Source organism: Acinetobacter sp. YH01011 (assembly GCF_013420785.1).
In the GTDB taxonomy this organism is placed as follows: domain Bacteria; phylum Pseudomonadota; class Gammaproteobacteria; order Pseudomonadales; family Moraxellaceae; genus Acinetobacter; species Acinetobacter towneri.
This window is the reverse complement of the sequence record NZ_VOYG01000014.1, coordinates 57,570-81,051: the sequence shown is the minus strand read 5'-3', so window position 1 is coordinate 81,051 and position 23,482 is coordinate 57,570. Positions and strand designations below refer to the sequence as shown.

24 protein-coding genes and 1 riboswitch are annotated in these 23,482 nt (G+C 42.2%); of the genes, 9 read left to right on the top strand and 15 right to left on the bottom strand.

The window, feature by feature from the left end:
- Window positions 1-8 precede the first annotated feature (8 nt).
- The 10 genes from FTT78_RS10645 to FTT78_RS10600 form a co-directional block, all read right to left on the bottom strand.
- Window positions 9-848, bottom strand: a complete 840-nt coding sequence (locus FTT78_RS10645) for a type II secretion system protein N (RefSeq protein WP_004975757.1) — start codon at window positions 846-848, stop codon at window positions 9-11.
- Window positions 848-1,588 (bottom strand): type II secretion system protein N, encoded by a 741-nt coding sequence (gene gspN / locus FTT78_RS10640; protein ID WP_096901906.1) that lies wholly within the window; start codon window positions 1,586-1,588, stop codon window positions 848-850. Before gspN ends, FTT78_RS10645 begins: the two co-directional genes overlap by 1 nt.
- A gap of 162 nt (window positions 1,589-1,750) precedes the next feature.
- A complete protein-coding gene (locus FTT78_RS10635; RefSeq protein WP_004975751.1) occupies window positions 1,751-2,077 on the bottom strand; it encodes an H-NS family nucleoid-associated regulatory protein in 327 nt (108 codons plus the stop codon).
- Window positions 2,078-2,222: 145 nt separating this feature from the next.
- Window positions 2,223-2,654, bottom strand: a complete 432-nt coding sequence (locus FTT78_RS10630) for a thioesterase family protein (RefSeq protein ID WP_096901909.1) — start codon at window positions 2,652-2,654, stop codon at window positions 2,223-2,225.
- 9 nt (window positions 2,655-2,663) lie between these two features.
- Window positions 2,664-3,857: a heme biosynthesis protein HemY gene (locus FTT78_RS10625; protein ID WP_178865958.1), complete on the bottom strand. Its 1,194-nt coding sequence runs from the start codon at window positions 3,855-3,857 to the stop codon at window positions 2,664-2,666.
- The gene (locus FTT78_RS10620) at window positions 3,858-4,694 is read right to left on the bottom strand and encodes a hypothetical protein (RefSeq protein WP_104852926.1); all 837 of its coding nucleotides are present in this window, start codon (window positions 4,692-4,694) and stop codon (window positions 3,858-3,860) included. It abuts the gene before it with no gap.
- Complete coding sequence (locus FTT78_RS10615) at window positions 4,691-5,470, bottom strand: uroporphyrinogen-III synthase (RefSeq protein WP_180044218.1); 780 nt, start codon at window positions 5,468-5,470, stop codon at window positions 4,691-4,693. The genes FTT78_RS10620 and FTT78_RS10615 overlap by 4 nt, the downstream gene beginning before the upstream one ends.
- 19 nt (window positions 5,471-5,489) lie before the next feature.
- Window positions 5,490-6,410 carry a hydroxymethylbilane synthase gene (hemC, locus tag FTT78_RS10610; RefSeq protein WP_168418407.1) on the bottom strand — a complete coding sequence of 307 codons (921 nt, stop codon included), beginning with the start codon at window positions 6,408-6,410 and terminating at the stop codon, window positions 5,490-5,492.
- A 122-nt stretch (window positions 6,411-6,532) separates the two neighbouring features.
- Window positions 6,533-7,273 carry a LytTR family DNA-binding domain-containing protein gene (locus tag FTT78_RS10605; protein WP_104852924.1) on the bottom strand — a complete coding sequence of 247 codons (741 nt, stop codon included), beginning with the start codon at window positions 7,271-7,273 and terminating at the stop codon, window positions 6,533-6,535.
- 71 nt (window positions 7,274-7,344) lie between these two features.
- Complete coding sequence (locus FTT78_RS10600; RefSeq protein ID WP_167845708.1) at window positions 7,345-8,499, bottom strand: sensor histidine kinase; 1,155 nt, start codon at window positions 8,497-8,499, stop codon at window positions 7,345-7,347.
- Between FTT78_RS10600 and argH the strand changes: the two genes are divergently transcribed.
- Window positions 8,490-9,920 (top strand): argininosuccinate lyase, encoded by a 1,431-nt coding sequence (gene argH, locus FTT78_RS10595; protein ID WP_171458207.1) that lies wholly within the window; start codon window positions 8,490-8,492, stop codon window positions 9,918-9,920. The genes FTT78_RS10600 and argH overlap by 10 nt on opposite strands.
- Window positions 9,921-9,934: 14 nt before the next feature.
- Entirely contained in the window at window positions 9,935-10,207 is a 273-nt protein-coding gene (locus FTT78_RS10590; protein WP_004975738.1) for an oxidative damage protection protein, read from the top strand.
- Window positions 10,208-10,734: 527 nt separating this feature from the next.
- Here FTT78_RS10590 and phoU read toward each other — a convergent pair.
- Both phoU and FTT78_RS10580 read right to left on the bottom strand, forming a co-directional pair.
- Window positions 10,735-11,457: a phosphate signaling complex protein PhoU gene (phoU, locus tag FTT78_RS10585; RefSeq protein WP_004975736.1), complete on the bottom strand. Its 723-nt coding sequence runs from the start codon at window positions 11,455-11,457 to the stop codon at window positions 10,735-10,737.
- Window positions 11,458-11,907: 450 nt separating this feature from the next.
- Window positions 11,908-13,245 carry a TolC family outer membrane protein gene (locus tag FTT78_RS10580; RefSeq protein ID WP_104852922.1) on the bottom strand — a complete coding sequence of 446 codons (1,338 nt, stop codon included), beginning with the start codon at window positions 13,243-13,245 and terminating at the stop codon, window positions 11,908-11,910.
- 431 nt (window positions 13,246-13,676) lie between these two features.
- Between FTT78_RS10580 and FTT78_RS10575 the strand changes: the two genes are divergently transcribed.
- The 7 genes from FTT78_RS10575 (at window position 13,677) to FTT78_RS10545 (ending at window position 20,465) form a co-directional block, all read left to right on the top strand.
- The gene (locus tag FTT78_RS10575; protein WP_131260985.1) at window positions 13,677-14,741 is read left to right on the top strand and encodes a hypothetical protein; all 1,065 of its coding nucleotides are present in this window, start codon (window positions 13,677-13,679) and stop codon (window positions 14,739-14,741) included.
- Between the two features lie 99 nt (window positions 14,742-14,840).
- Window positions 14,841-14,988: riboswitch (TPP riboswitch) on the top strand.
- Window positions 14,989-15,090: 102 nt separating this feature from the next.
- Window positions 15,091-16,986 (top strand): phosphomethylpyrimidine synthase ThiC, encoded by a 1,896-nt coding sequence (gene thiC / locus FTT78_RS10570; protein ID WP_180044220.1) that lies wholly within the window; start codon window positions 15,091-15,093, stop codon window positions 16,984-16,986.
- Between the two features lie 77 nt (window positions 16,987-17,063).
- Window positions 17,064-17,684 (top strand): NUDIX domain-containing protein, encoded by a 621-nt coding sequence (locus tag FTT78_RS10565; RefSeq protein WP_004975729.1) that lies wholly within the window; start codon window positions 17,064-17,066, stop codon window positions 17,682-17,684.
- A 10-nt stretch (window positions 17,685-17,694) separates the two neighbouring features.
- Entirely contained in the window at window positions 17,695-18,501 is an 807-nt protein-coding gene (cpdA, locus tag FTT78_RS10560) for a 3',5'-cyclic-AMP phosphodiesterase (protein WP_004975727.1), read from the top strand.
- Between the two features lie 212 nt (window positions 18,502-18,713).
- The gene (gene dksA / locus FTT78_RS10555; RefSeq protein WP_004975725.1) at window positions 18,714-19,241 is read left to right on the top strand and encodes an RNA polymerase-binding protein DksA; all 528 of its coding nucleotides are present in this window, start codon (window positions 18,714-18,716) and stop codon (window positions 19,239-19,241) included.
- Between the two features lie 2 nt (window positions 19,242-19,243).
- A complete protein-coding gene (gene gluQRS, locus FTT78_RS10550; protein WP_004975723.1) occupies window positions 19,244-20,173 on the top strand; it encodes a tRNA glutamyl-Q(34) synthetase GluQRS in 930 nt (309 codons plus the stop codon).
- Between the two features lie 52 nt (window positions 20,174-20,225).
- Window positions 20,226-20,465, top strand: coding sequence for a zinc-ribbon domain-containing protein (locus FTT78_RS10545; RefSeq protein ID WP_104852920.1), 240 nt, complete (start codon window positions 20,226-20,228; stop codon window positions 20,463-20,465).
- Window positions 20,466-20,476: 11 nt separating this feature from the next.
- Here FTT78_RS10545 and ftsW read toward each other — a convergent pair whose 3' ends face one another.
- The 3 genes from ftsW to FTT78_RS10530 form a co-directional block, all read right to left on the bottom strand.
- A complete protein-coding gene (gene ftsW / locus FTT78_RS10540; protein WP_004975720.1) occupies window positions 20,477-21,673 on the bottom strand; it encodes a putative lipid II flippase FtsW in 1,197 nt (398 codons plus the stop codon).
- Between the two features lie 19 nt (window positions 21,674-21,692).
- Entirely contained in the window at window positions 21,693-23,039 is a 1,347-nt protein-coding gene (gene murD / locus FTT78_RS10535) for a UDP-N-acetylmuramoyl-L-alanine--D-glutamate ligase (RefSeq protein ID WP_104853279.1), read from the bottom strand.
- Window positions 23,040-23,210: 171 nt separating this feature from the next.
- Entirely contained in the window at window positions 23,211-23,462 is a 252-nt protein-coding gene (locus tag FTT78_RS10530; protein WP_004975717.1) for a DUF6587 family protein, read from the bottom strand.
- Between the last annotated feature and the right edge of the window lie 20 nt (window positions 23,463-23,482).

Below are 23,482 nucleotides of genomic sequence, written 5' to 3'. Positions count from 1 at the left end.
CGATCCATTTAAAAATTTTGTTGTATGGTCATCACTTGATCACCACGTTTTATTTCTAATTTCACTTGACCTTCACGACGTGCCTGTTCAAGCAATTGTGCATCGCTTTGTCCTTGCCCGACGTTTTGCCCATTTAAAGACAAAATACGGTCACCTGGCTGTAAACCCAGTTTATTTCTTAAAGCGGCTGGCGTACGTGTAGTCACTTCATAACCATTGCCCGTATTTGCTTCAACACCCATCTCTTTTAAGTATTGTTCGCGATCTTCCTGTATGCGCTGCACTGCCTGTCCAATGGCATTATTCGGTTGTGCGGACTGCGTAGGTGCAGTTACAGGAGCTTGATTACCACTTGGAATTAAAGGTGCGATAGGTTGATTTAAACCATTTTCAATACCTTTAAACAATACTTCACGCGTCGCGCCACTGCTATGACGTAAAATAACCCGATCCCAGTAGACTTCTGCCAATTGGTACTGACTCAAATCAATCACATCACCCACACGGTAACGCTCTGCCACCTCATTCACTTTAATGACCGCAGAAGAAAACTGACTCGGCTGCCCAACCACTACACCTTGCAAAGTCATATTTAATTGATCATCGGCAGTGTTGCTGCGCCCAAGTTCTTGAAACAATGCAAAGGAGGTAATATTCGGGATTTGTGGTTGCTGTGAACCCAACTCCACCCGATCAATTTGCATGACTTGGGGCGGCGCAACAACCCACCAAAATAAACTCGCCAGTTTCCAACACAGATACAAAATCAAAAAAGCTAAAAATACTGGCGCAGCACGATCAAACTGCTTCCAGTGCAAATTCCCTAATCGTTCAGAGAGTGTACGCATTAGAAACCTCCTTTTAATAGAGGTTGGCGAGTGCTGATCACATAGGTATCTAAGCCCGCTTTGCCTTCATAAGAGGCGATATTCATCAATAAGCGTTGCGTGAGTTGCACATCTAGCATCAAGCTTTGATCAAGCGCAATATTCAGCATTTTTTGTTCACGTTGATCGCGAATATCAAATAACAGTTTGCCATTTTCATCGGACAAACTGCCTTTTAACGCAGGGATATTCATACGGTCTTGGCGCTGAGCAAAACGATACAGCAATTCGCCACCCGCCCACTGCAGTTGTCCTTTGGCTTTGGTGAAGCCTTGCTGTTTTTTAAAATTCAAATGAATGTCTTTGAGTTGAATCGCATTACTTGGCCACTGCCAATCCACAATACTTTTTAAGGTTTCTGGCGCAACTTGCCCATCTAAAGATTGCACCAAGACGCTACCAAAACGATAGCCAACAATGCCTTCGAGTTTAGTATTACCACTATGCACTTCAACATCGGCAGCGACACGCAATAAAACTAAATCTAAAGGACGTGTATTCCAACTTAAAGAACCACGTAACTGTCCCTTATGCCAATCGGCTTGCCCCTTCCAGATATTGCCACTCACATTATGTAAGGTCTGATTATTTTTATAAAATTTTGAAATTAACCACGCTGCTGGAATTTGTAATAACACAAAAAACAAAAATGCAATGAGGGCGAAAATCCACCACGTGATGTATTTGGGTTTCTTTATCATGCCACCACGACCAACCTTACTAATTTTTCTATGAATGACTTTTTATAACACTCACACATTATGCACACTTTTTCGGCGTCGCCAATTGATACAGATAAAAAAACCAAGCCGTATTGCTTGGTTTTTGAACTCTAAGTCAAATCAATGACAAATTGATGAAGCTTAGATTAGAAAATCTTCAAGTTTTGCGCCTTTTTCTAATTCAGCGACTAACCAGCGTGGTTTTTTACCACGACCAGTCCAAGTATCTGTAGAATTGATTTTGCTACGATAACGTGGCGCTACAGTTTTACGTGGGCTTTTCTTACGCTTGCTTTCGCCAACTTCCAAAATCTGCTCAATGCTTAAACCCAAATTGTCTGCAATCGCTAAAATTTGATTATAGGCATCTTCAATTGCTTGATCTTTTTTCGTGGCAATTAATGCTTCCGCTTCAGCTTGTAAACGCTTTAACTGTTCTACAGACAAATTGCTAATATCAGGCATCATACTTACTCCAAAAACTATGCTTTTTATATTCAGTTATTAAATTAAGCAGATTCATTCTATTTTTATCAAACCGAAGCGTCAATAAAAAATCTACTACTCTACATATAAATAACAGTCGGACATATTATGAACTGATTATTAAAATTTAATCAAGAATATGCTGTACGGTTTTTTCTATTTTATGAATACCCGCGCGTACATTTTCAGGGATTAAGGTTTTTTGCATATTGACGCGATCTACACATACAATCACCGCATCTGCCTCTGCCACCACCATTTGCTGTGCTTCACTGTGGATTAAATAATGCATACGCATGGCACTATTACGCAATTCTTCTACCCGAACACCAATTTTTAAAATATCAGGATAAACCACGGGGCGTATATATTTGCACTGATTTGAGGCAATCACCGTCAAAACATCTTGCTGTAAAATTTTTAAATGGTCTAAATAATATAAACGCGCACTTTCAATATAACGGTAATAGATCACATTATTGACATGCCCAAAAGCATCCATATCTCCCCATGCGACACGCTGCTCAAAAACAATTGGATAATCTGCTAGTGTTAACACAACTCACCTTTAAATTTTAATTTCGACAAAATTAGAATTATTTTCAAAGATTAAATTTAACTGTTTTAATAATTCAGGCTGATCTTTTAAATTAGATTTAACTCTTAAATAACTCATTAATACGTGTTCAGGATATAAATCCAGTAATTGCTCGGCTTCTGAATAACGCGCTGTTGCTGTAAAAATATGCCATTTGGCAAAACTAAATACAGGTAATGCAGGGTATTTCTGTTCCCACAGATTTATTTGCTTTTCAATTTTGGCATAATCAGGTTGTTGTTTTAACAACTGCTGTTGGAACCATAAATAAAACACTTCCTGATTAAACTGTTCACTCAACATCTGTACCGCAAGACGTTCATGTTGTGCGGCCAAATCAGGCAGACGCGACAATAACTTCAACCACAACACCTGAATGGCATAAGACTGACTGAAAATCTGCTCACTTAAATCACTATAACGCTGCTGCAAAGCCTGTAAATTTTCTGCATCAGCCTGCTCAAATTGGGTTAATAACTCAGTCAGCCACTTTTGCTTGGTGTCTGCATCTAAATGCCCGTATTTGGTCGAACGTAAATAATGCCAAGGATATTGCGTGGCAAATTCGCCCCACAAGGCAATTAAACGTTTTTGATAAGCCGTTTTGACTTTAAATAACCACGGCGATAATTCGTGCTGATTCAAAAACTCTAAATGCGTCAAAGCTTGTTCAGGTTGTTGCTGCGCTAAATAAATTTCAATACGCTGTATTTCTGCCAACTCAAACGCCATGGCACTGCTTTGATTTAAGGCAGCCAACGCTTGCGGATATTGCTGTTGGATGGAGTGCATACGTGCTTCCATCACTCCTTTGAGCAAACCTGACTGGGCAAACACCTGTCGAATAAACTGGTGTTGATCTTCTGCAGCATCTAGCAACCAAATGACCGCCAATTGCTCATATGGATGCAGATTTTTAAAGTTAAATACTGTTTCAACCTTACGCTGTTCACGGCTAAAATAGCGCTTTAACAACAACCATAAAATTTGTAGCGAAACACTAATCGACAAGAAAAAGAACAACAACAACCAAATATTGGTTTGCAATTGCCATTCGCGCCAATACACATAAACATAGCCTGAACCATGCCCATAACTCAGTACGCTCAGCAAAGCGACCAGTACAATACTGACCACCACATAGGCGAGTAAAATCTGTTTCATTTATACCGCCCCCAATAAAGCACGTGTTTTTAAACTCGGCGTTGGAACGATATTTAAGTTTTTAATTTTTTCTAATTGCTGAACCAATTGTTGTGCTTTCTGATCAGGCAATTGTTGTAATAACTGAATAATGTCATTCACTTCTTGTTGATATTGCACATATTGACCTTGCATAAAGACTTGTCGAGCCAGCAATAGACGCAATTGCGCTTCTTTTAAAATAATCTGACGCTGCATCAACTGTGTCGCAGGTTGCTTGGCAGATTCAATACTCAGCCATTTTTGCCAAAAAAAACGATCATCGACATCGGCAGGGTTCAGCTCAGGCTGTTGAGCTTGCTGTTTTAATTGTTGATCTAACTGTTGCAACAACTGACTTACTTGTTGATATTGCGCATCACGTGTTGTTATGAATTGTTGAATTTGTTTCTGATCTTGCTGAATGACTTGGTGCAAACTTTGTTTCAAAGCAGGGGCTAAAGCATATTCGTTCAACTCACGATCTAAATTTGCCAGTTTTTCAGTCGCATAGTGAAATTGCTGTTGCTGTAAGGAAAATTCCACCAAATCCAATTGCTGCGCCACCATATCTACTGGTTGAATCGCATCTTCTTGCTGCACAGCGCTGGATACTGCGGGCTGTTCTGGTGCATCTTGGGTGTAATTACGGCGCTGCAAAGCCACCAACTGATCATTTAAATTGGCATTGGTTTTTTCTGCAAGATGCAAACTTTGACTGAGTTGCTGTTGTTGCGCTGAAATTTGCATCACATCAAAACTTAATTTGACGATCCAGACCAAAGCGATCAACACCACTATCACAACCAGTTTTTTCATAGTTTTCCTTGCATACGCATCATTTGCTGCAATATTAATTCTGTTTTTAAATGGGTCAACTTGAATACGTTATATTTTGTATGATGCTGCGTTTGATAATCGAGCAAAATTTTCTCTAAACGATCACCCAATACCCAATAATAACCTTTGTTCAGTAGATCGAAATCCTGCTGAATCAAGCTCAGCCAGTTTAACCAACTGGCTTCACTGCTAATCATCATGATAAATTCTGAAGATTGTATTAAACGTGCGCGTACTGCCTGCATTTTTTCAATAGAACTGGCAGGACACTCCCGCCGATACAATACAAAATTATGGATCTGCATCCCCTGATCAAGCAGTGTTTGCATCATAAATTGTCGCCCACCTTCGCCACGCCAAAATGCAATTTGCGTACCTGCTGCCAAGTTTTGCAAGCTAGCTAAGCTCAGCATCCCCTCAGAGGTTTCCACCTGTGGGATATCGCTGTGCACTCCATATTCACGCAGCACTTCCGCAGTTTTTTCACCCACAGCCACCCAACGAATATGTTGTAAATCCTGCAATTGCAGATGACTTTGAGCCAAATACGCCATCCCAATTTCAACGGCTGTTGGGCTAACCACCACAATAATATGCGTATTAGGCAATTGGGCATACAGACTGGCTAGTTCAGCCGACCAAGGCCGTGCTGACAAGCGCAACAACGGCAAATCAATCACCTCAATGTGCTGTTGTTGCAAAGCCTGACTGAGCCCTTCAGCACGCCCCTGCGGGCGAGTATTGATAAAAATCATGGCTTAAAACAACAGACCACTATTGGTACAAAGCTTTGAGCAACTCACCTGCACCTTGCGCCAATAAGGCTTGAGCTAATTGTTCACCCAATTGTTCTGCCTGTTCAGGCGCACCAACTTGTACGGCTTTTAAAATAGTTTGCCCATCGACACTGCCAACACGGCCTTCTATCTGTAATTGACCATCTTGTAAGGTTGCATAGCCTGCAATTGGCACCTGGCAACCACCTTCCAAATAGGCATTAAAGGCACGTTCCGCACGTACACAAACATTGGTGTCTGCATCCATCAACGGTAAAATCAAATCCAATACCGCCTGATCTTGGCTACGACACTCCAAACCTAAAGCGCCTTGCCCAACGGCAGGTAAGCTCAGATCAGGCTGAATAGTATGACGAATACGCTGCTCCAAACCTAAACGTTTCAAACCTGCACTGGCCAAAATAATGGCATCATATTGACCATCATCCAGTTTAGATAAACGTGTTCCCACATTACCGCGTAAATCTATAATTTCTAAATCTGGGCGTGCTTTCAAAATTTGGCATTTACGGCGCAAACTAGATGTACCCACTTTAGCGCCCTGTGGCAAATCTGAAAAATGCGCATAGTGATTTGACACGAAAGCATCCAGCGGGTCTTCACGTTCACAAATGACCGCCAAACTTAAGCCCTCAGGCAGTGCCATCGGCACGTCTTTCATGGAGTGCACCGCCAAGTCGGCACGACCATCCATCAAAGCAGCTTCTAATTCCTTAACAAACAGTCCCTTGCCCCCAATTTTTGCCAATGGGGTATCTAAAATTTTATCGCCCTGCGTGACAAAGGTCACCAACTCAACGGTTAAATCGGCATGCAGTGCTTCCAAGCGGGCACGAATATGTTCGGCCTGCCATAACGCAAGCGGGCTTTGTCGAGTTGCAATTTTCAGGGTTTTCATCATAGTGGCTAAGCAAGATAAATAAGTTCATCTAAACTTAACCTGATCCCCTAAAAATGCAAGTCTATTTCTTTACCGATTTATCAATCTGTTGCGTATTCATCTGCGATGATGCTGACAAATTAGAGTTTTTGGATGCGTTCTCGCAATAAAGGCAAATGTCGTCGGCTAACAGCCAAACGCTCATCTAGCTCACGGCAACGTACCTGATACTGTCCTGAATTGACCACTTCTAGCCCCTCCAAAAACTGAATCGAGACCAAGGCATTTCGGTGAATCCGAATAAACTGATCACCAAACTCGGTTTCTAAATCTTTCAGCGTTTCATCAATCAGGACACTGCCATTTTTATGACGCACAGTGACATATTTCTGATCAGCTAAAAAATAGTAGATATTTTCTATTGGCACCAATTCTACACCGCGATAGGTTTTCGCCGCGATTTGGTGACGTTTTATTTTTAATTCGTCCATATTTTCTTTTTGTTTTAAATGACTCATCTGCGCTTGCGTGAGTTTTGTTAAATGATCTAAAACCTGTTGCAATTCCTGTTGCATTATCGGTTTTAACAAATAGCCTTCCGCATTGGATTTAAACGCATCAAGTGCGTGTTCATCATAAGCGGTACAAAACACAATGGCTGGCATAGGGTCAAGCTCACGCAAATGTTGAGCACAACTTAGACCATCCATTCCCGGCATTTGAATATCTAATAATATGACATCCGGCTGATGTTCATCCGCCAGTTCAATCGCCTGTTGCCCATGAGCTGCCGTTGCCACCACATGATGCCCCAGTTGAGTGACCAAACGTGATAATCGCTCTCTAGCTAGAGGCTCATCATCACAAATTAGGATGTCCATTTCCCCTCCTTTTTAAGTCAATAACTTTATTTTTATCAAGTCTAGAAAAATCAGAGCAATCACAGCTTATTTTATTTATAACGGTATTGCAGCACCGTGGTGTACATACCATTCCCCGCATAATTTTTGAAAGTAACACTGCGCCCATAATACGCTTTTAAGCGCTGTTCCACGTTTTGCAGTGCAATCCCATGTCCAGATCTTAAATTTATTTTATCGCTGACATACGGATTTGTAATGACAATATTGACTTGGTTTTGCAATATTTCGATCAATATACTTATCGTACTCTTTGCTAAAACTTTTTCAACTCCATGAAAAATACTATTTTCTAGCAAGGGTTGTAAAGTTAATAACGGAATTTGTACCTGACTGAGCAGTTGCGGTTGTTCAATTTTCCATTCTACCGCCAACCGATCACCCAAACGAATTTGTTCAATCTCTAAATATCGCTGGCAAAGTTCAATCTCATCTTTCAGGCTCACCAGTTTTAATTCCTGCAAACTGGCACGGAATAAACGTGATAAATTCAGCAGCATCTGCTCGGCTTTATCGGGATCAATTGCAATTAGACTGATCACATTATTTAAGCTGTTAAACAAAAAGTGTGGATGAATACGGGCCTGCATAGCATGCACCCGCGCTTGCAATTCGCTATGCCGCTGCTGAATAGCTTGTTCTCGGACATAGATATAACGAAAGCAAAACGCACCCAATAGCACGCCATAACTCAAATGCAGTCCGACACCTTGTAACAGATCATCTATACCAAACTGCTGTAGATGAAAGTTTTGCCCAAAATGCAACAAGGTATTTAAACTGAGCGTGGTCAGCAACACGATGCCTTGCAGCAGCAAAAAACTGACCAAAAAAGATAAACTCAAGCCCATGCGTAAAAAACGCGCCTGAAAAAACTCCACCAAGGCCGCAAAACACAACACCACCCAATTGATATAGAGTACGTATTGCAGCACCCGAGCAAAACTTAAGCCGTGCCAACCTTGTGCTTCAGCCAGTGCCAAAACCATTGCCAAGGCATTACTGCCAATAAATAATTCAATTAGATATTGCCAACGTCCTATTTTCGTAAAAAAATACAGCTCATGTTGTTCTGCCTGCGTATCAGCATAAGTTTGATTGGCTTGTTCTTCGGCAAGTGAATCTGAATTTGTTATACTCTTGTCCAAATCACCGCTTTTTACTTTATTGAGCCGATATGACCACATCTTCTAATTCCTCAAATCCGTCACAAGCCCAAACTTCGGGTATGTGGGGCGGTCGTTTCTCTGAAGCGACTGATGCTTTTGTTGCTGAATTTACAGCATCTGTTCAATTTGACCAACGCTTTTATAAACAAGATATTGCTGGCTCAATTGCGCATGCAACGATGCTTGCCAAAGTAGGCGTACTTACGACTGAAGAGCGTGACGATATTATTCAAGGTTTAAATACCATTCAGGCTGAAATTGAAGCAGGTCAATTTGAATGGCGTATTGACCTTGAAGATGTCCACATGAACATCGAATCACGCCTTACTCAACGTATTGGCATTACAGGTAAAAAATTACATACAGGTCGTAGCCGTAACGACCAGGTGGCAACCGATATTCGTTTGTATGTCCGTGACGAAATTGATGCCATTTTAGAATTATTAAAAAAATTACAACACGGCATTTTAAGCTTGGCAGCCAAAAACACCCACACCATTATGCCTGGTTTTACTCATTTACAAACCGCACAGCCTGTGACTTTTGGTCATCACCTTATGGCATGGTTCGAAATGTTGGTACGTGACTCTGAGCGTTTAATTGACTGCCGCAAACGTGTTAATCGTATGCCTTTGGGTTCTGCCGCTTTGGCAGGTACCACTTACCCAATTGACCGTGCTTTTACCGCAGAATTGTTGGGCTTTGAAGCTGTATCTGAAAACTCGTTAGATGCTGTATCAGACCGTGATTTCGGAATTGAGTTTAACGCTGCTGCATCTTTAATTATGATGCACTTGTCGCGCATGTCTGAAGAACTGATTTTATGGACATCGGCACAGTTCAAATTTGTGAATATTCCAGACCGTTTCTGCACTGGCTCATCCATTATGCCGCAGAAGAAAAACCCAGACGTACCAGAATTGGTGCGCGGTAAAACAGGTCGTGTTTATGGCGATTTAATGAGTCTGTTGACCCTGATGAAAGGTCAACCGCTTGCCTACAACAAAGACAACCAAGAAGACAAAGAACCTTTGTTTGATGCCATTGATACCGTGCGCGGCTCGCTCATGGCATTTGCCGATATGATTCCTGCTTTAGTACCAAACATTGCAGAAATGCGTGAAGCTGCATTACGTGGTTTCTCTACGGCAACTGACCTTGCAGATTACTTAGTAAAAAATGGCGTGGCATTCCGCGATGCACATGAAATTGTAGGTAAAGCCGTAGCATTGGGCGTACAAGAAGGCAAAGACTTGTCTGAACTTAGCCTAGAACAATTACAGCAATTCTCAGATTTAATTCAAGCTGATGTATTTGAAAAAGCACTGACCCTTGAAGCCTCTGTAAATGCACGTGATCATATTGGCGGTACAGCGCCTGCACAAGTTGCAGCGGCAATTGAACGTGCTCAAACACGTCTTGCTCAACTTTATGCATAATCAGGAAGTGAGAGATGTCTAAACAAGTATTTTGTCGTAAATATCAAACCGACATGGAAGCGATGGATTTCGCTCCTTTTCCGGGTGCCAAAGGTCAAGAATTACTTGAAACGGTATCTAAACAGGCTTGGCAGGAATGGCTCAAACACCAAACTACGCTCATTAATGAAAAGCGTTTAAATGTGTTTGAACCTGAAGCGAAAAAGTTTTTGGAAGAACAACGTGAGAAGTTTCTCAACAATGATGCCAGTTTGGAAGTCGCAGAAGGCTTAAAACCTCAAAACTAATCCAAGTACTGTTTTTTCATTTTGGAAAATTCAAACCTTGTTTATTTTACAATTAAAAGAGTCTTTATGAAGGCTCTTTTTTTATGCCATTTGTGATTATGAGTTGCCGCAACAATGTTTTAAATAAATGAAAATAGATTCAAAAAATTAAGCTAATTTCCTATTTTTATTTCTCGATTGAAGCGTATATTTTATAGTCACAACAAAACACTTAACAATAGATTAATTATTGATTTCAAAAAGAATAGTTTTAAAAATAATCACACTAAAAATAATGTAATTTAAAAATACATTTGTATATAAAACGCTACATTCCACTACAATAAACCACATGATTCTTGAGTGTGATTTTCCTATACTTATTTTCAAGGAGATAAGCAATTATCTCTCACTATAATAAATATCCCCGATTTCAATCTCAGATTTCCCCCAAAGTCTGAGATTTTTTTTATCCAAAATTTCGGCTGTTTCAAGCCATAAAAAAAGCCCCATCATTAGATGAGGCTGAATATTCAAAAAAGCTGAACTTAGCGTTCCTGTACTTTTTCTTCAATTTCTTTGACACTGGTATGACGTACGTCAAAACCTTTGACCATATAAATCACTTGTTCTGAAATATTTCGTGCGTGGTCACCAATACGCTCTAACGAACGTAACACCCACATCACATTAATCACACGTGAAATATGACGCGGATCTTCAATCATATACGTCATTAGAGTACGTGTTGCAGATTGATATTCACGGTCAATATCGGCATCGGCAAGTAAAACACGCAGTGCTTGATCGACATCTAAACGTGCAAAAGCATCCAGTGCATCGTGAATCATGACACGCACTTGGTTACCAATATGACGTGTTTCCATATAGCCGCGTGGCGAACCACCTTCTTCACATAAGTTTTGGGCAATACGGGCAATTTTTGCAGCTTCATCACCAATACGCTCTAAGTCAGTATTGGCTTTAGACATGGCAATCACCATACGCAAATCAATTGCGGCTGGATGACGACGCGCCAAAATCAACGTTAAGGCTTCATCAATTTCGGTTTCCATGCGATTGACAACATTGTCTTGGAACTGAACTTCTACCGCCAAGGCTGCATCGGTATCCAAGAGTGCGTGAATCGAGTTGGCAACCTGCTGCTCTACCAAACCACCCATGGCCATAAATTTGGTATTTACATCCTGCAAATCTTCATTGAACTGAGAAGAAATATGGTGACTTAACACAGGATTATTCGTACTCAAGGAATACACTCCACAACAAAAGGATAGACTGACGCAATGATTGAATATTAAAGCACAGCAATGATGACGTTTTTATGACATTTTCTCACCAAACTCTCAAGTCTGATCGTTTCTGTCTTTAAACAGCATAAGCCATTCAGATGACAAAATGACTTGGGTCTGTTGACATTTCGTCTATGTTTGCGGCAACGCATATTTTTTAGCTGATATAAGGCATGGGACAGGAAATTTAGTCATTCTAAATGACTGACTCATAAAGCAATAGTAGCAAAAATATGCTCGCCCCCTTGCGCAGCAAACAAAGCAACGCTTTGTTCTTGCTCATGTGGCTAAAACTTTCTCAGATTGCGTTATGAAACTTGGCAATAGTCTCGCTATTCCCTGCGTTTCATGCCTGATCTGCTCAGTTTTAGCCTACAGCGCAAGCCATTTATGAAATGTCAACAGACCCTATATGGCTTTCCGAATCAACCAAGCATTCATTTCCTGCACATCTTGTTCAGTCAATTGCCCAACGGCTGCTTTCAACTGTAACACATGCTTCAAATAGTCATACTGTGCATTGAGATAATCCTGCTTGGCAGAAAAGGCGTTACGCTGTGCCAACAGTACATCCACCATGGTTTTTAAACCTTCCTGATATTGCGCTTTGGATGCTCGTGCCACTAAATCTGCTGAATTCATTGCAGCCTGTCGCGCCTGCAATTTGGCTTGATCAGTTTCGACTTGTAAATATGCCTGTTTCACATCGGTATTGGCTTTACGGATTGCTGCATCTAGCTCGGCTTCAGATTTTTGTACCAAAACCACTGCTTTTTGCACATTTTTATTGACCCGCCCACCGCTAAACACATTCCAGTTCATTTCAATCCCGACCTGATCGAACTGACCATCGGGCGACATGATACTTTCAGGGCTTTGTTTGGCATAACCATAACTGCCCACAGCTTCTACCTGCGGATAACGTGCTGCTTGTTCAACCCGACGTGCATCTTCGGCATATTGTCGCTGCAAACGTGCCTGTTGAATAGCCAAATTTTGAGTTTGTGCCAATTGCGACCATGCCTCTAAACTTTCAGGCACAGGTTTTTGAAATTGAAAGTCATCTCGCAAAACTGCCAAACTTTCTTGATATGGCCCAATCAATTGTGCCAACTGCTCTTGTGCCAAAACCAACTGCACATGTGTTCCAATCCTGTTCGCTCGTGCATTTTGATATTGCGCATTGGCTTCACTGACTTCACTTTTAGCCACCAAACCTTCACGCAGTTTGGCATTCATCATATTGAGCTGTTCCAACAAAGCTTTTTCTTCTTGTAAATATGCTGTTGTTAAAGACTGCTGTCTCAGCACATTAAAATACGCTTCTGATACATTCAAAATATGTTGCTGTTGTTGTAAACGTAAGGTGACTTCACTCAGGCTTAACGAGGTTTTGACTTGTTTCAGGGCTTGCCAAGCATCCCAACGAAATAAAGGCTGACGTGCTGTTAACGCGACTTGACGTGAAGTTGAAGATGAACTGCTTAAAAGCTCTGGCGAGGAACTGGCAATATTGACTCGACTCATTTCCTGACTTTTACGGGTGATATTGCCCGACAGAGTCACAGTTGGCAGTAAATTGCCTTGCGCAAGCCCTAAATTTAATTGATCGGCCTGATATTGTAATTGCTGTGCGCGCCAAGTCGGATCGCTATTTTGAGCACGCTGATAGGCTTGCATTAAATCCAAAGCAAAAGCGCTTGAACTCATCCAACATAAGCATGTTACTAACATCATTTTTTTCATTATTTTTCGATCAACCCACTCTGTAATTTCGTCAATCCTACTGCAATGTATTTTACACTGCCCATACTAAAGCGAATTTGCATTTTTTTCGTATGACTTTCATTAATTTTGATAATTTTTCATATTATTTCAATTCATTGCAATACTTAAGCAAAGCCATACACGTGCTAACAATCACTGCATAAAGTGGCACTTACTCACAGGCATGTAACCAAACTCTAGCAGAATACTACAATTTACTCCGCGGCTTTGACTTTACAATGCAAGCTCTCCCTTTGTCCTTCGACCCAAGCTTCTAAAACCGTGTGTCTCACAGCGGATATTTTAAATTTAGAATTTTGGTATGAATGACTCATTTTGAATTTTTGGAATCCATAGTGCCTAAATGAAGGCACTAGATGATGAATGAATACTCATGTTGAATTGCTGTAATGGTTAAATTTCTTCGCACCAGTAAACTTGCCCTACTGCTTGGCAGTTGTCTGTGTTTGCTCGCCTGCCAAAATTCAGATACGCCTCCCGTAGCTGAACCACCAAAGGTACAGGCCAGTGCCAGCGAACCTGTAGATTTGACCCAAATGTGTGAAAACATTCAGCACAATATGCAGCAAATTGACAATACCCGCACCACGTTTGCGCTAGAACAAATTAATCAGGATTTAAAAGTTTGCCTACCGTTGCTACCTTTAAATGAGCAATTAAATTTACTCAATCTTTCGACCCAAATGTATCAACGCTTTTTGCATGTAGAACGCAGCGCTGCAGAACAAGCCGCTTTTGATCAACATGCTTTTGATATGGCGCAGCATCCGACCATTCAGCAAAGTCATTTTGAAAACTTTGCCTTGCGTGATCAATATTTATTGAAACATAAGGGACAAGCCTATTTAGAGCTATACGATGCAGGTGAAGCACAGTTGGTTTATCGTCGTAGCCCACAATACTTAGCCATTATTTTTGCGCCTTACATGCCCGATGCCGAGCAGATTTTTATTGAAAGAATGGCCAATGACAATATGCAGCACAGCTTGCGTGATGGTGGACTCACCCTTGATGCTGCCGATTTGGCAGAACGCGCCTTATTTTGGGAAGATTACGTGCAGCGTTATCCTAAAAGTCACTTTATACGGGATGCACGTTATCTAGCCGAAGTGTATGCCTTGCTGCTGTTTAAAGGCACAGTCAACAGTCCTGTTTCTCAGGATTATGTCGATGAATACAGTATCCAACCTGCCGTATTATTTGAAATTAAAAAACTGGCAAAGTTGCAAAAATCTCCCTTAGCACAGCAAGCGCGTAAATTCCTTGCCTTTTTACACATGAGCAGTGAACAACGACTCACTGAAATTGCAGCACAGCCCACTGCACGTGAACAGCGTGAATATGGCGATGATGCTTTAGTACATGCACAGTTGCATCAATATTTAAATTTAAAGAACATCTCCATCCATGCAAAACGCGATTGTTTTAGTGATGCCGTTTGTATTACTCGCTAATTATCCAAAGTCGCTTAAAGCTCAAATACTTGTCATTAGGCATCAAAGAATAAAAGCCGCGCGAAGCCTGCTTTTATACCAACAACGTGCTACTATTTATACAGCTTGACGGAGCGCGAGTAATTCCTCGCTGAGATTGTGTCCATGCTGAGTTTGTAGCCTAAAATCTGCAAACCAAGCTGTAAACCCAAGTACCGTTGAACCTGATCAGGTTAAAACCTGCGTAGGAATCAAGCCACCTAAAAACCCAGCCACACGGTTAATGTTGAACTATTAAAGTCTCAACAACTCAATTGCAATGTTTTTGGTCGTGCTTGATTCGTTGATTTCATTCTTCAGGATCATTGCAATGAACCAATTAACGAATCTATCCCCTGCTGACATTTCTGCTCAACACGAGCAAGATGCCAAAGATTTAACCCGCATTTTGCCAGCATCGAAAAAAGTCTATATTCAAGGCTCACGCCCAGACATTCAGGTGCCAATGCGTGAAATCGAACTGACCGACACCCCAACAGGCTTAGGCGGTGAGCACAATCCGCCGCTCATGGTGTATGACACTTCTGGTGTGTATACCGATCCAAATGTTGAAATTAATCTGAACAAAGGCTTGCCGAACATCCGCGACAGCTGGATTGAAGAGCGCCAAGACACCGAAAAACTAGAAACCCTCAGCTCAGCCTTTGGTCAAGAGCGTTTACGCGATATTCGTACTGCAGAGATTCGTTTTGCCCATATTCAAAAGCCGCGTCGTGCCAAAGCGGGTAAAAACGTCACCCAAATGCACTATGCCAAACAAGGCATCATTACCCCTGAAATGGAATATATCGCCATTCGTGAAAACCAACGCCAACGCGAAGGTGTCGATATGCGTCAGCATCCAGGGCAAAACTTTGGGGCTAAAAACTTAACTGAAATCACGCCTGAATTTGTACGTCAGGAAGTGGCTGAAGGCCGTGCAATTATTCCTGCCAACATTAACCACCCAGAATGTGAGCCAATGATTATTGGTCGCAACTTCTTGGTCAAAATCAATGCCAATATTGGTAACTCGGCACTGGGTTCAAGTATTGATGAAGAAGTCGCGAAAATGACTTGGGCGACCCGTTGGGGCGCAGATTCCATCATGGATTTATCGACAGGTAAAAACATCCATGAAACCCGTGAATGGATTATCCGCAACTCGCCTGTGCCAATTGGTACTGTACCTATTTATCAGGCACTAGAAAAAGTAAACGGCATTGCCGAAGACCTCACTTGGGAAATCTTTAAAGACACGCTGATTGAACAGGCTGAACAAGGTGTGGATTACTTCACCATTCACGCAGGCGTGTTATTGCGTTATGTACCACTCACGGCCAATCGCTTAACAGGTATTGTATCGCGTGGCGGTTCAATCATGGCGCAATGGTGTTTGGCGCATCATGAAGAAAACTTCCTTTACACACACTTTGATGAAATCTGCGAAATCATGAAAGCTTACGATGTATCGTTCAGCTTAGGTGATGGTTTACGTCCGGGTTGTATTCAAGATGCCAACGATGAAGCACAATTCAGCGAACTGCGAACTTTGGGTGAATTGACTCACCGCGCTTGGGAACATGATGTGCAAGTGATGATTGAAGGCCCAGGGCACGTACCAATGCACATGGTCAAAGAAAATATGGACTTGCAACTTGAAGTCTGTAAAGAAGCACCATTCTATACACTCGGCCCATTAACCACGGATATTGCACCAGGTTATGACCATATTACTTCTGCAATTGGTGCAGCGATGATTGGTTGGTACGGTACTGCAATGTTGTGCTATGTGACACCTAAAGAGCACTTAGGCTTACCGAACAAAAAAGACGTCAAAGACGGCATCATCACCTATAAAATTGCAGCACATGCGGCTGACCTTGCCAAAGGACATCCGGGCGCGCAAGCACGTGACAATGCCTTATCTAAAGCACGTTTTGAATTCCGCTGGGAAGATCAGTTTAACCTGAGCCTTGACCCAGATACCGCACGCAGCATGCATGATGAAACCATGCCCAAAGAAGCGCATAAATCTGCACACTTCTGTTCAATGTGCGGACCAAAGTTCTGTTCGATGAAAATCACGCAAAACGTGAGAGATTATGCACAAAATCAAAATGCTGCGAACAAAACGGAGCAAGTAGATGCAGAGGTCGAATCAGGTCTCAAAGCCATGAAAACCGCTTATCAGGAACATGGTCAAAAATTATACCATAAGCTCTAATTTGTTTAAAAAGCGTTTGTATTCAATAAAATCTCAGTTAGGATGAAATTATGCTTTGCTCATCCTGATGAGAATTTATGAAGATTATTCAACAAGCAACTTATGGACAACACGATGCACAGATTCACCAACGTGAATACCTGTATCGTGGTTTTATTCAGGTTGAAAAAGTCAGCCTGAGCCATCGCTTGTTTAATCAAACTACATATACCCCAGTCCTTCAGCGTGAACTCATTCAACGCCCTGAAGCGGCTGGGGTACTCATTTATGATGCACCACAACAAAAATTTGCCCTGATTGAACAATTCCGTATTGGTGCAATTGATGATTGCGACTCGCCTTGGCAACTCGAAGTGATTGCAGGCGTGCTAGATGGCAATGAATCACCTGAAAGTTGCATTCGTCGTGAAGCTTTGGAAGAATCGGGCTGTGAATTAAAAGAATTACAACATTTATTCAGTTTTTATCCATCTGCGGGTGCATGCGCAGAATTGTTCCACTTATATAGTGCGAGCACCACGTTACCACAGGAAGGTGGCGTGTTTGGTATGCCAGATGAAGGAGAGAATATTCAATTACACATTCTTGATTATCAGGAAATTCCAAACTTGCTGACCAATGGTCGGCTAAAAAACGCACCTGTCATCATGGCATTGCAATGGTTACAACAACAAATTAAAACCGTGAAGGATGTCTAAGGGGTCAGGCATGACTTTATTCTCAAACAATCACCAGCAACGCTGGACAATTGTACAAATTTCAGATACGCACCTCATGAATCAGGAAGATTTAGAGTTTGTGCACATGAATCCTGAACGCAGCTTTCACGCGGTAATGCACGATATTCAACAGCAATATCCGCAGCTCGATGCTATTTTCCATACAGGCGATTTAGCACAAATCCCTGTTGCTGAAACCTATCAGCGTTATTTGCAGTTTATGCAGACTTTGAATACGCCGCATTTCCAGATTCCGGGCAATCATGATGATGCCGCGGTTTTTCCATTCCATTTACAGTCCAATCAAGTTCATGCAATTGAGTTGGGCAATTGGAGTGTCATTTTACTGAATACTGCGGTTAAAGGTCGGATTGATGGCTGGATGGACGCAGCACAATTACAGCAGTTAGATCAGCTTTTACAGCAACATGCGCAGCAGCAGGTGATTATTGCCTGTCATCACCATCCTTTTGATATGCAATCGCACTGGATAGATCAGCACAAACTTAAAAATACCGAAGCCTTAATTGATGTATTGGCACGCCACAACAATGTCAAATTGGTGCTGTGTGGGCATGTGCATCAAGACTCATTAAATGAATGGCAAGGGATTCAATTTTACTCTACGCCTTCGACCTGCGTGCAATTTAAACCACATAGCCAGCACTTTGCGCTTGGGCCTGAGGCACCGGGTTACCGTGTGTTACATTTGAATGCAGATGGCAGTTTTAGCACCCAAGTGCATCGGGTTGAGCATGTCACACAACAAATAAATTTTGAAATTTCAGGTTATTAACTTTCCATTTTATTTTTTTTGCTTTACTTTATGCCTTCAACGAAAAAATGCGATAACACATCCAAACATCAAAGACTATCCATAATCAAAAAAAGTCTATATGATGACGTCCCCCGAAGAGAGAATTCTTTCTGAGGGAGTGGATAAAAACACTTGCATATCACCATATTTTTCGCGTATGAATCTTACGCATATGATGAGGAATGCCCTACATGGCGAATGACAACCAAAATCAAGTCTTGGACGAACAAACAGATCTTGTAGAAGAAAAAGCTACAAAACGCGTGCGTAAGGCAAAGCCAAAGGCTTTAGAGGGTGGTTCTACAGCTAGCTTATTTGGTATTGCACCTTATCAGCCGAAAAAGAATGAAGAATACATGTCTGAAGGACAACTCGAACATTTCCGTCAAATTTTAATGGCGTGGAAAGAAGAGTTAATGTCAGAAGTAGATCGTACACTCAACACCATGCAAGACGAAAATACCGCTTTGCCTGATGTGAATGACCGCGCGACACAAGAAGAAGAATTTGCGATTGAATTACGTACCCGTGACCGTGAACGTAAATTGATTCGTAAAATTGAACAATCCATTGAAGCGATTAAAAACGATGACTATGGTTTCTGTGAAACTTGTGGTATCGAAATTGGTCTGCGTCGTTTAGAAGCACGCCCAACGGCAACGTTATGTATTGACTGCAAAACTTTGGCAGAGATCAAAGAGAAGCAAAATAACGGTTAATTGTGACTGTTGAAAATTCTTTAGCGGAGCATGCTCCCCATGCGCAGCAGCGAGATCATATTTCGCTGACGCGCTACTCAGGTCGGTTTGCGCCATCGCCAACCGGCCCTTTGCATTTTGGCTCTCTCATTACTGCCGTTGCCAGTTATTGCGATGCCAAAGCCCAGCACGGCACTTGGCTGGTACGTATTGAAGATACTGACATCCCACGCATTTACCCTGGCAGTGAAAATCATATCTTGCGTTGTATTGATGCCTTTCAATTTGAGCCGGATGCCGAAATTATTTTCCAGAAAGATCGCCTCGATCTCTATGCAGCCGTGTTGCAACAATTGCAGCAACGCGACTTGGTCTATGCCTGTCAATGCACCCGTAAAATGCTTGGCTCCAATCATATTTATGCAGGGACTTGCCGCAATTTAGGTTTAGATTTTGCCAATCAAGCGATTCGAGTCAAAGTCACAGACCAAGAGATTTGCTTTCAAGACCGCCTGCAAGACAAACAATGTTCCAACCTTGCGCAGGACTTGGGCGATTTTGTCCTAAAACGGCGTGATGGCATTATCAATTATCAACTGGCAGTGGTGGTGGATGATTATTTGCAAGGCATTACCCATGTGGTTCGCGGCGCAGATTTACTCGACAACACCGCACGGCAAATCTATTTGGGGCAACTGTTAGGCTACCCTAAACTCAGCTACACGCACCTGCCTTTAGCCATGAATGCACAAGGGCAAAAACTGTCTAAACAGAACTTGGCACAAGCTTTAGATTTAGCCCAAGCACCGAAGCTGCTACAAGCCGCTTTAACTGCCTTAAATCAAGCCACTGTCGAATTAGACACCCCTGCACGCATGCTTACGCAAGCCATTCAGCAATGGGATCTTTCACGTATTCCTGCAGGCACAGCTTTACACGGCTATTATTTATAAAATTTAAAATTCAGTTATGCTCAAATTGAAATGGATCATTTGAGATTGTGTCATGTTTTTTATTTTTGGTGTTGGACCGAAAACCAAAGTGGTCGAGAAAAGTCAATTTAGCTGCCCCGTTTGCCGCACTCGCAGTAGCTATGAACTCAGACAGCAACGACAATATTTTTCCTTATTTTTTATTCCCTTGTTTCCTATGTCTAAACAAAAAAATACTACAGTCAAGTGCTTACACTGCGGAACAGTCATGCCAAGCATGGTCTTGCACCATGCTCAGCCAGAAGCGAAATAGAAGGATAAATTCTAGAAGCTGGATTCTTCACGGCTAGGGTTAATCTCATGCGTGCTGGCTTCAATTTTCAGAATCAAACTCACCATCACTGCACACATAATTAACGATGAACCACCATAACTAATAAAAGGTAGAGTCAAACCTTTGGTAGGCAACATACCCATATTCATGCCTGCATTCACCATAATCTGTAATAAGAAGATAATGCTGATGCCATAAGCCAAATATCCTGCACGTAAGTACTGGTTTTTCAGGGCGCGATGACCAATTTTAATGCAGGCAATCAGCATAGCAAAAGACAAGCTCAACACCACAAAAATGCCTAAAAAGCCAAACTCTTCACCTAAGACAGCCAACATAAAGTCCGTATGTGCTTCAGGTAAATAGGACATTTTCTGGATACTATGCCCCAAGCCTACGCCTGCCCATTCACCGCGTCCAAATGCCATTAAGGCGTTAGACAACTGATAACCGACACCCAAAGGGTCATTCCACGGGTTTGAGAACGACATTAAACGCTCAAAACGATAAGGCTCAAATACCACCAAAAACACAAAGGCGGCAATAATCGCGCCAAAGGCAATACCAAACTGAATTAATGGCGCACCAGCTAAAAAGAAGACCCCTAACATGGTCAAGGCAATCACCACGGTCGCCCCCAAATCAGGCTCTGCAATCACCAAACCTACCGTGACTGCCATAATCACTGCAAGACGAATCAGACCTTTAATGTTATTACGCACTTCTTCGGCACGGCGCACCACATAGTCAGCGGTAAAAATGGCCATCATCACTTTAGCGACTTCGGAAGCTTGCAGGGTAAAACCTGCGACCCGAATCCAGCGTTTAGAACCATTGACTTCAGTACCCACCAGCAACACTGCAGCCAACAAGGCAATGGTCACAATCCACAGAAAGAAGGTGTTGTTAAACCAGGTATTCAGCGGCACTCTATAGGCAATCACGGCAGCGATTAATGCCACCACAATAGAAATGCCATGACGCAATACATAGTGAAAGGCATTTTCATGCATGCGCTCGGCATAAGGCATCGAAGCCGATGCCACCATGATTGAACCAATACATAACAGCGCCAGTACGCTAAAAATCAGTACATTGCGTACATTCACTTCCGCTGGCAGTTTGGGTAACCAGCGCTCATAGACCTGATTGAGTTTATTGATTGTTGTCTGAGCAAAGCCAGCCATATCTCACACCTTATTGTTGTTATACCAGTGCGTTGACATAAGCAACGAACTTGTGACCACGTTCTGGATAGCCCGAGAACATATCAAAACTTGCACATGCAGGTGACAATAACACCACATCATGCGCTTGTGTATGTTGTTGGCAGATTTCAACTGCTTGTTGCAAGGTATCTGCAGTTAAGAGTTGGGTTGTTCCCGCAACTGCTGTTTCAATTTTCGTAGCATCCTCACCAATCAACACTGCCAGTTTGGCATATTGTTGCAATGATTGACGTAGCGCAGTAAAGTCCTGCCCTTTGCCTTGCCCACCTAAAATAATCGCAACCTTACCGCCTTGAGCCTGAATTGCTGCACCCAAGCCATCTAAGGCCGCCAAAGTTGCACCAATATTGGTTCCTTTGGAGTCATTATAATAACGTACCCCATGTAATTCTTTGACGAATTCACAACGATGCTCCAAACCTTTAAAGGTTTTCAGCGTTTCCAGCATGCTGTGCATAGATAAACCAATGGCTTCACCCAATGCCAAACACGCTAATGCATTAGCAATATTGTGTGTGCCTTGAATATACATCTCGGTGCTTTTTAATAAACGCTCACGCCCACGTGCCAACCACATGCTGCCATCATCATCTTTTAATAAGCCGTATTGGTTTAGGTCAGGCGCATTTAAGCCAAAACTTTGCATAGGAGTCTGATCTGGCACCAACGGACGACTCAAAGCATCATCACGGTTAAACACCACTTTTTTCACACCCTGAAAAATACGATGTTTGGCGGTGTGATAACCGAACATATCGCCATGACGGTCTAAATGGTCTTCACTCATGTTCAGCACTACCGCCACTTCTGCATTTAAATTCGAGGTGGTTTCTAGCTGAAAACTGGAGAGTTCTAAAATATACAGTTCAGGATCATCTTTGATCAGATCCAGCGCAGGGCGTCCCAAATTGCCACCTACCGCGACTTTTTTGCCTGCCTGCTCTGCCATTAAACCAATCAGTGTGGTAACGGTACTTTTCGCATTAGACCCTGTAATTGCCACAATAGGTTTGTCGGTCGCACGACGTAAAATCTGAATTTCACTCACCACAGGAATGCCCTGCGCCATCGCAGCCTGAATTTCAGGGAGTTTTGGATCTAAACCTGGGCTAATCACAATTTCTTCCGCAGACAGCAATAAATCCTGATCAAACTGACCAAAACGGGTTTCCACTTCGGCAGGAATTTGATCATGCCCTGGGGGTGTGGGGCGAGAATCTGTCACAGCAACGCGGTAACCCTGATGATGTAAAAAATTAACGGCTGCAACACCAGAAATACCAAGTCCTGCAACGACTTTTAATCCACCACGTTGTATTAACATTTTTGCCCCATTTTGTGCGCTAATTTTGAAACAGACAAAATAGTAGCACTTTGCTGTTTTGAATGCTTTTTCTGTTTGCAGTTCCTGCAGTTTTTTTGTGTCAGTGCGTAAAAAAACCGTCATATTGCAGACGGTTTTTAAAAAGAATATTGCTAAAGTGAATAAACAAGTCTATTTCCACTTCACCGCTTGAACTTCAACTTTCTTTTCTGCGGGTTGATCTTGAGAATCACAACCACAACTGCCACCACAGCCTGCCGCGGCTGCAGGTTTTAGCCATTTGGCCAAGCCATGCCAGCCTTTTTCAGTACAGAAATTGGAGAGTTTTAGAAAAACTGCGCCAGAAGTCTTGGGAAAGACTTTTTTAAAGACTACTACAGCACTCCACAGTACCAATGCAGCAACAATTAAAATTTCAACCATGTTCATCTACTCCTGTAGGT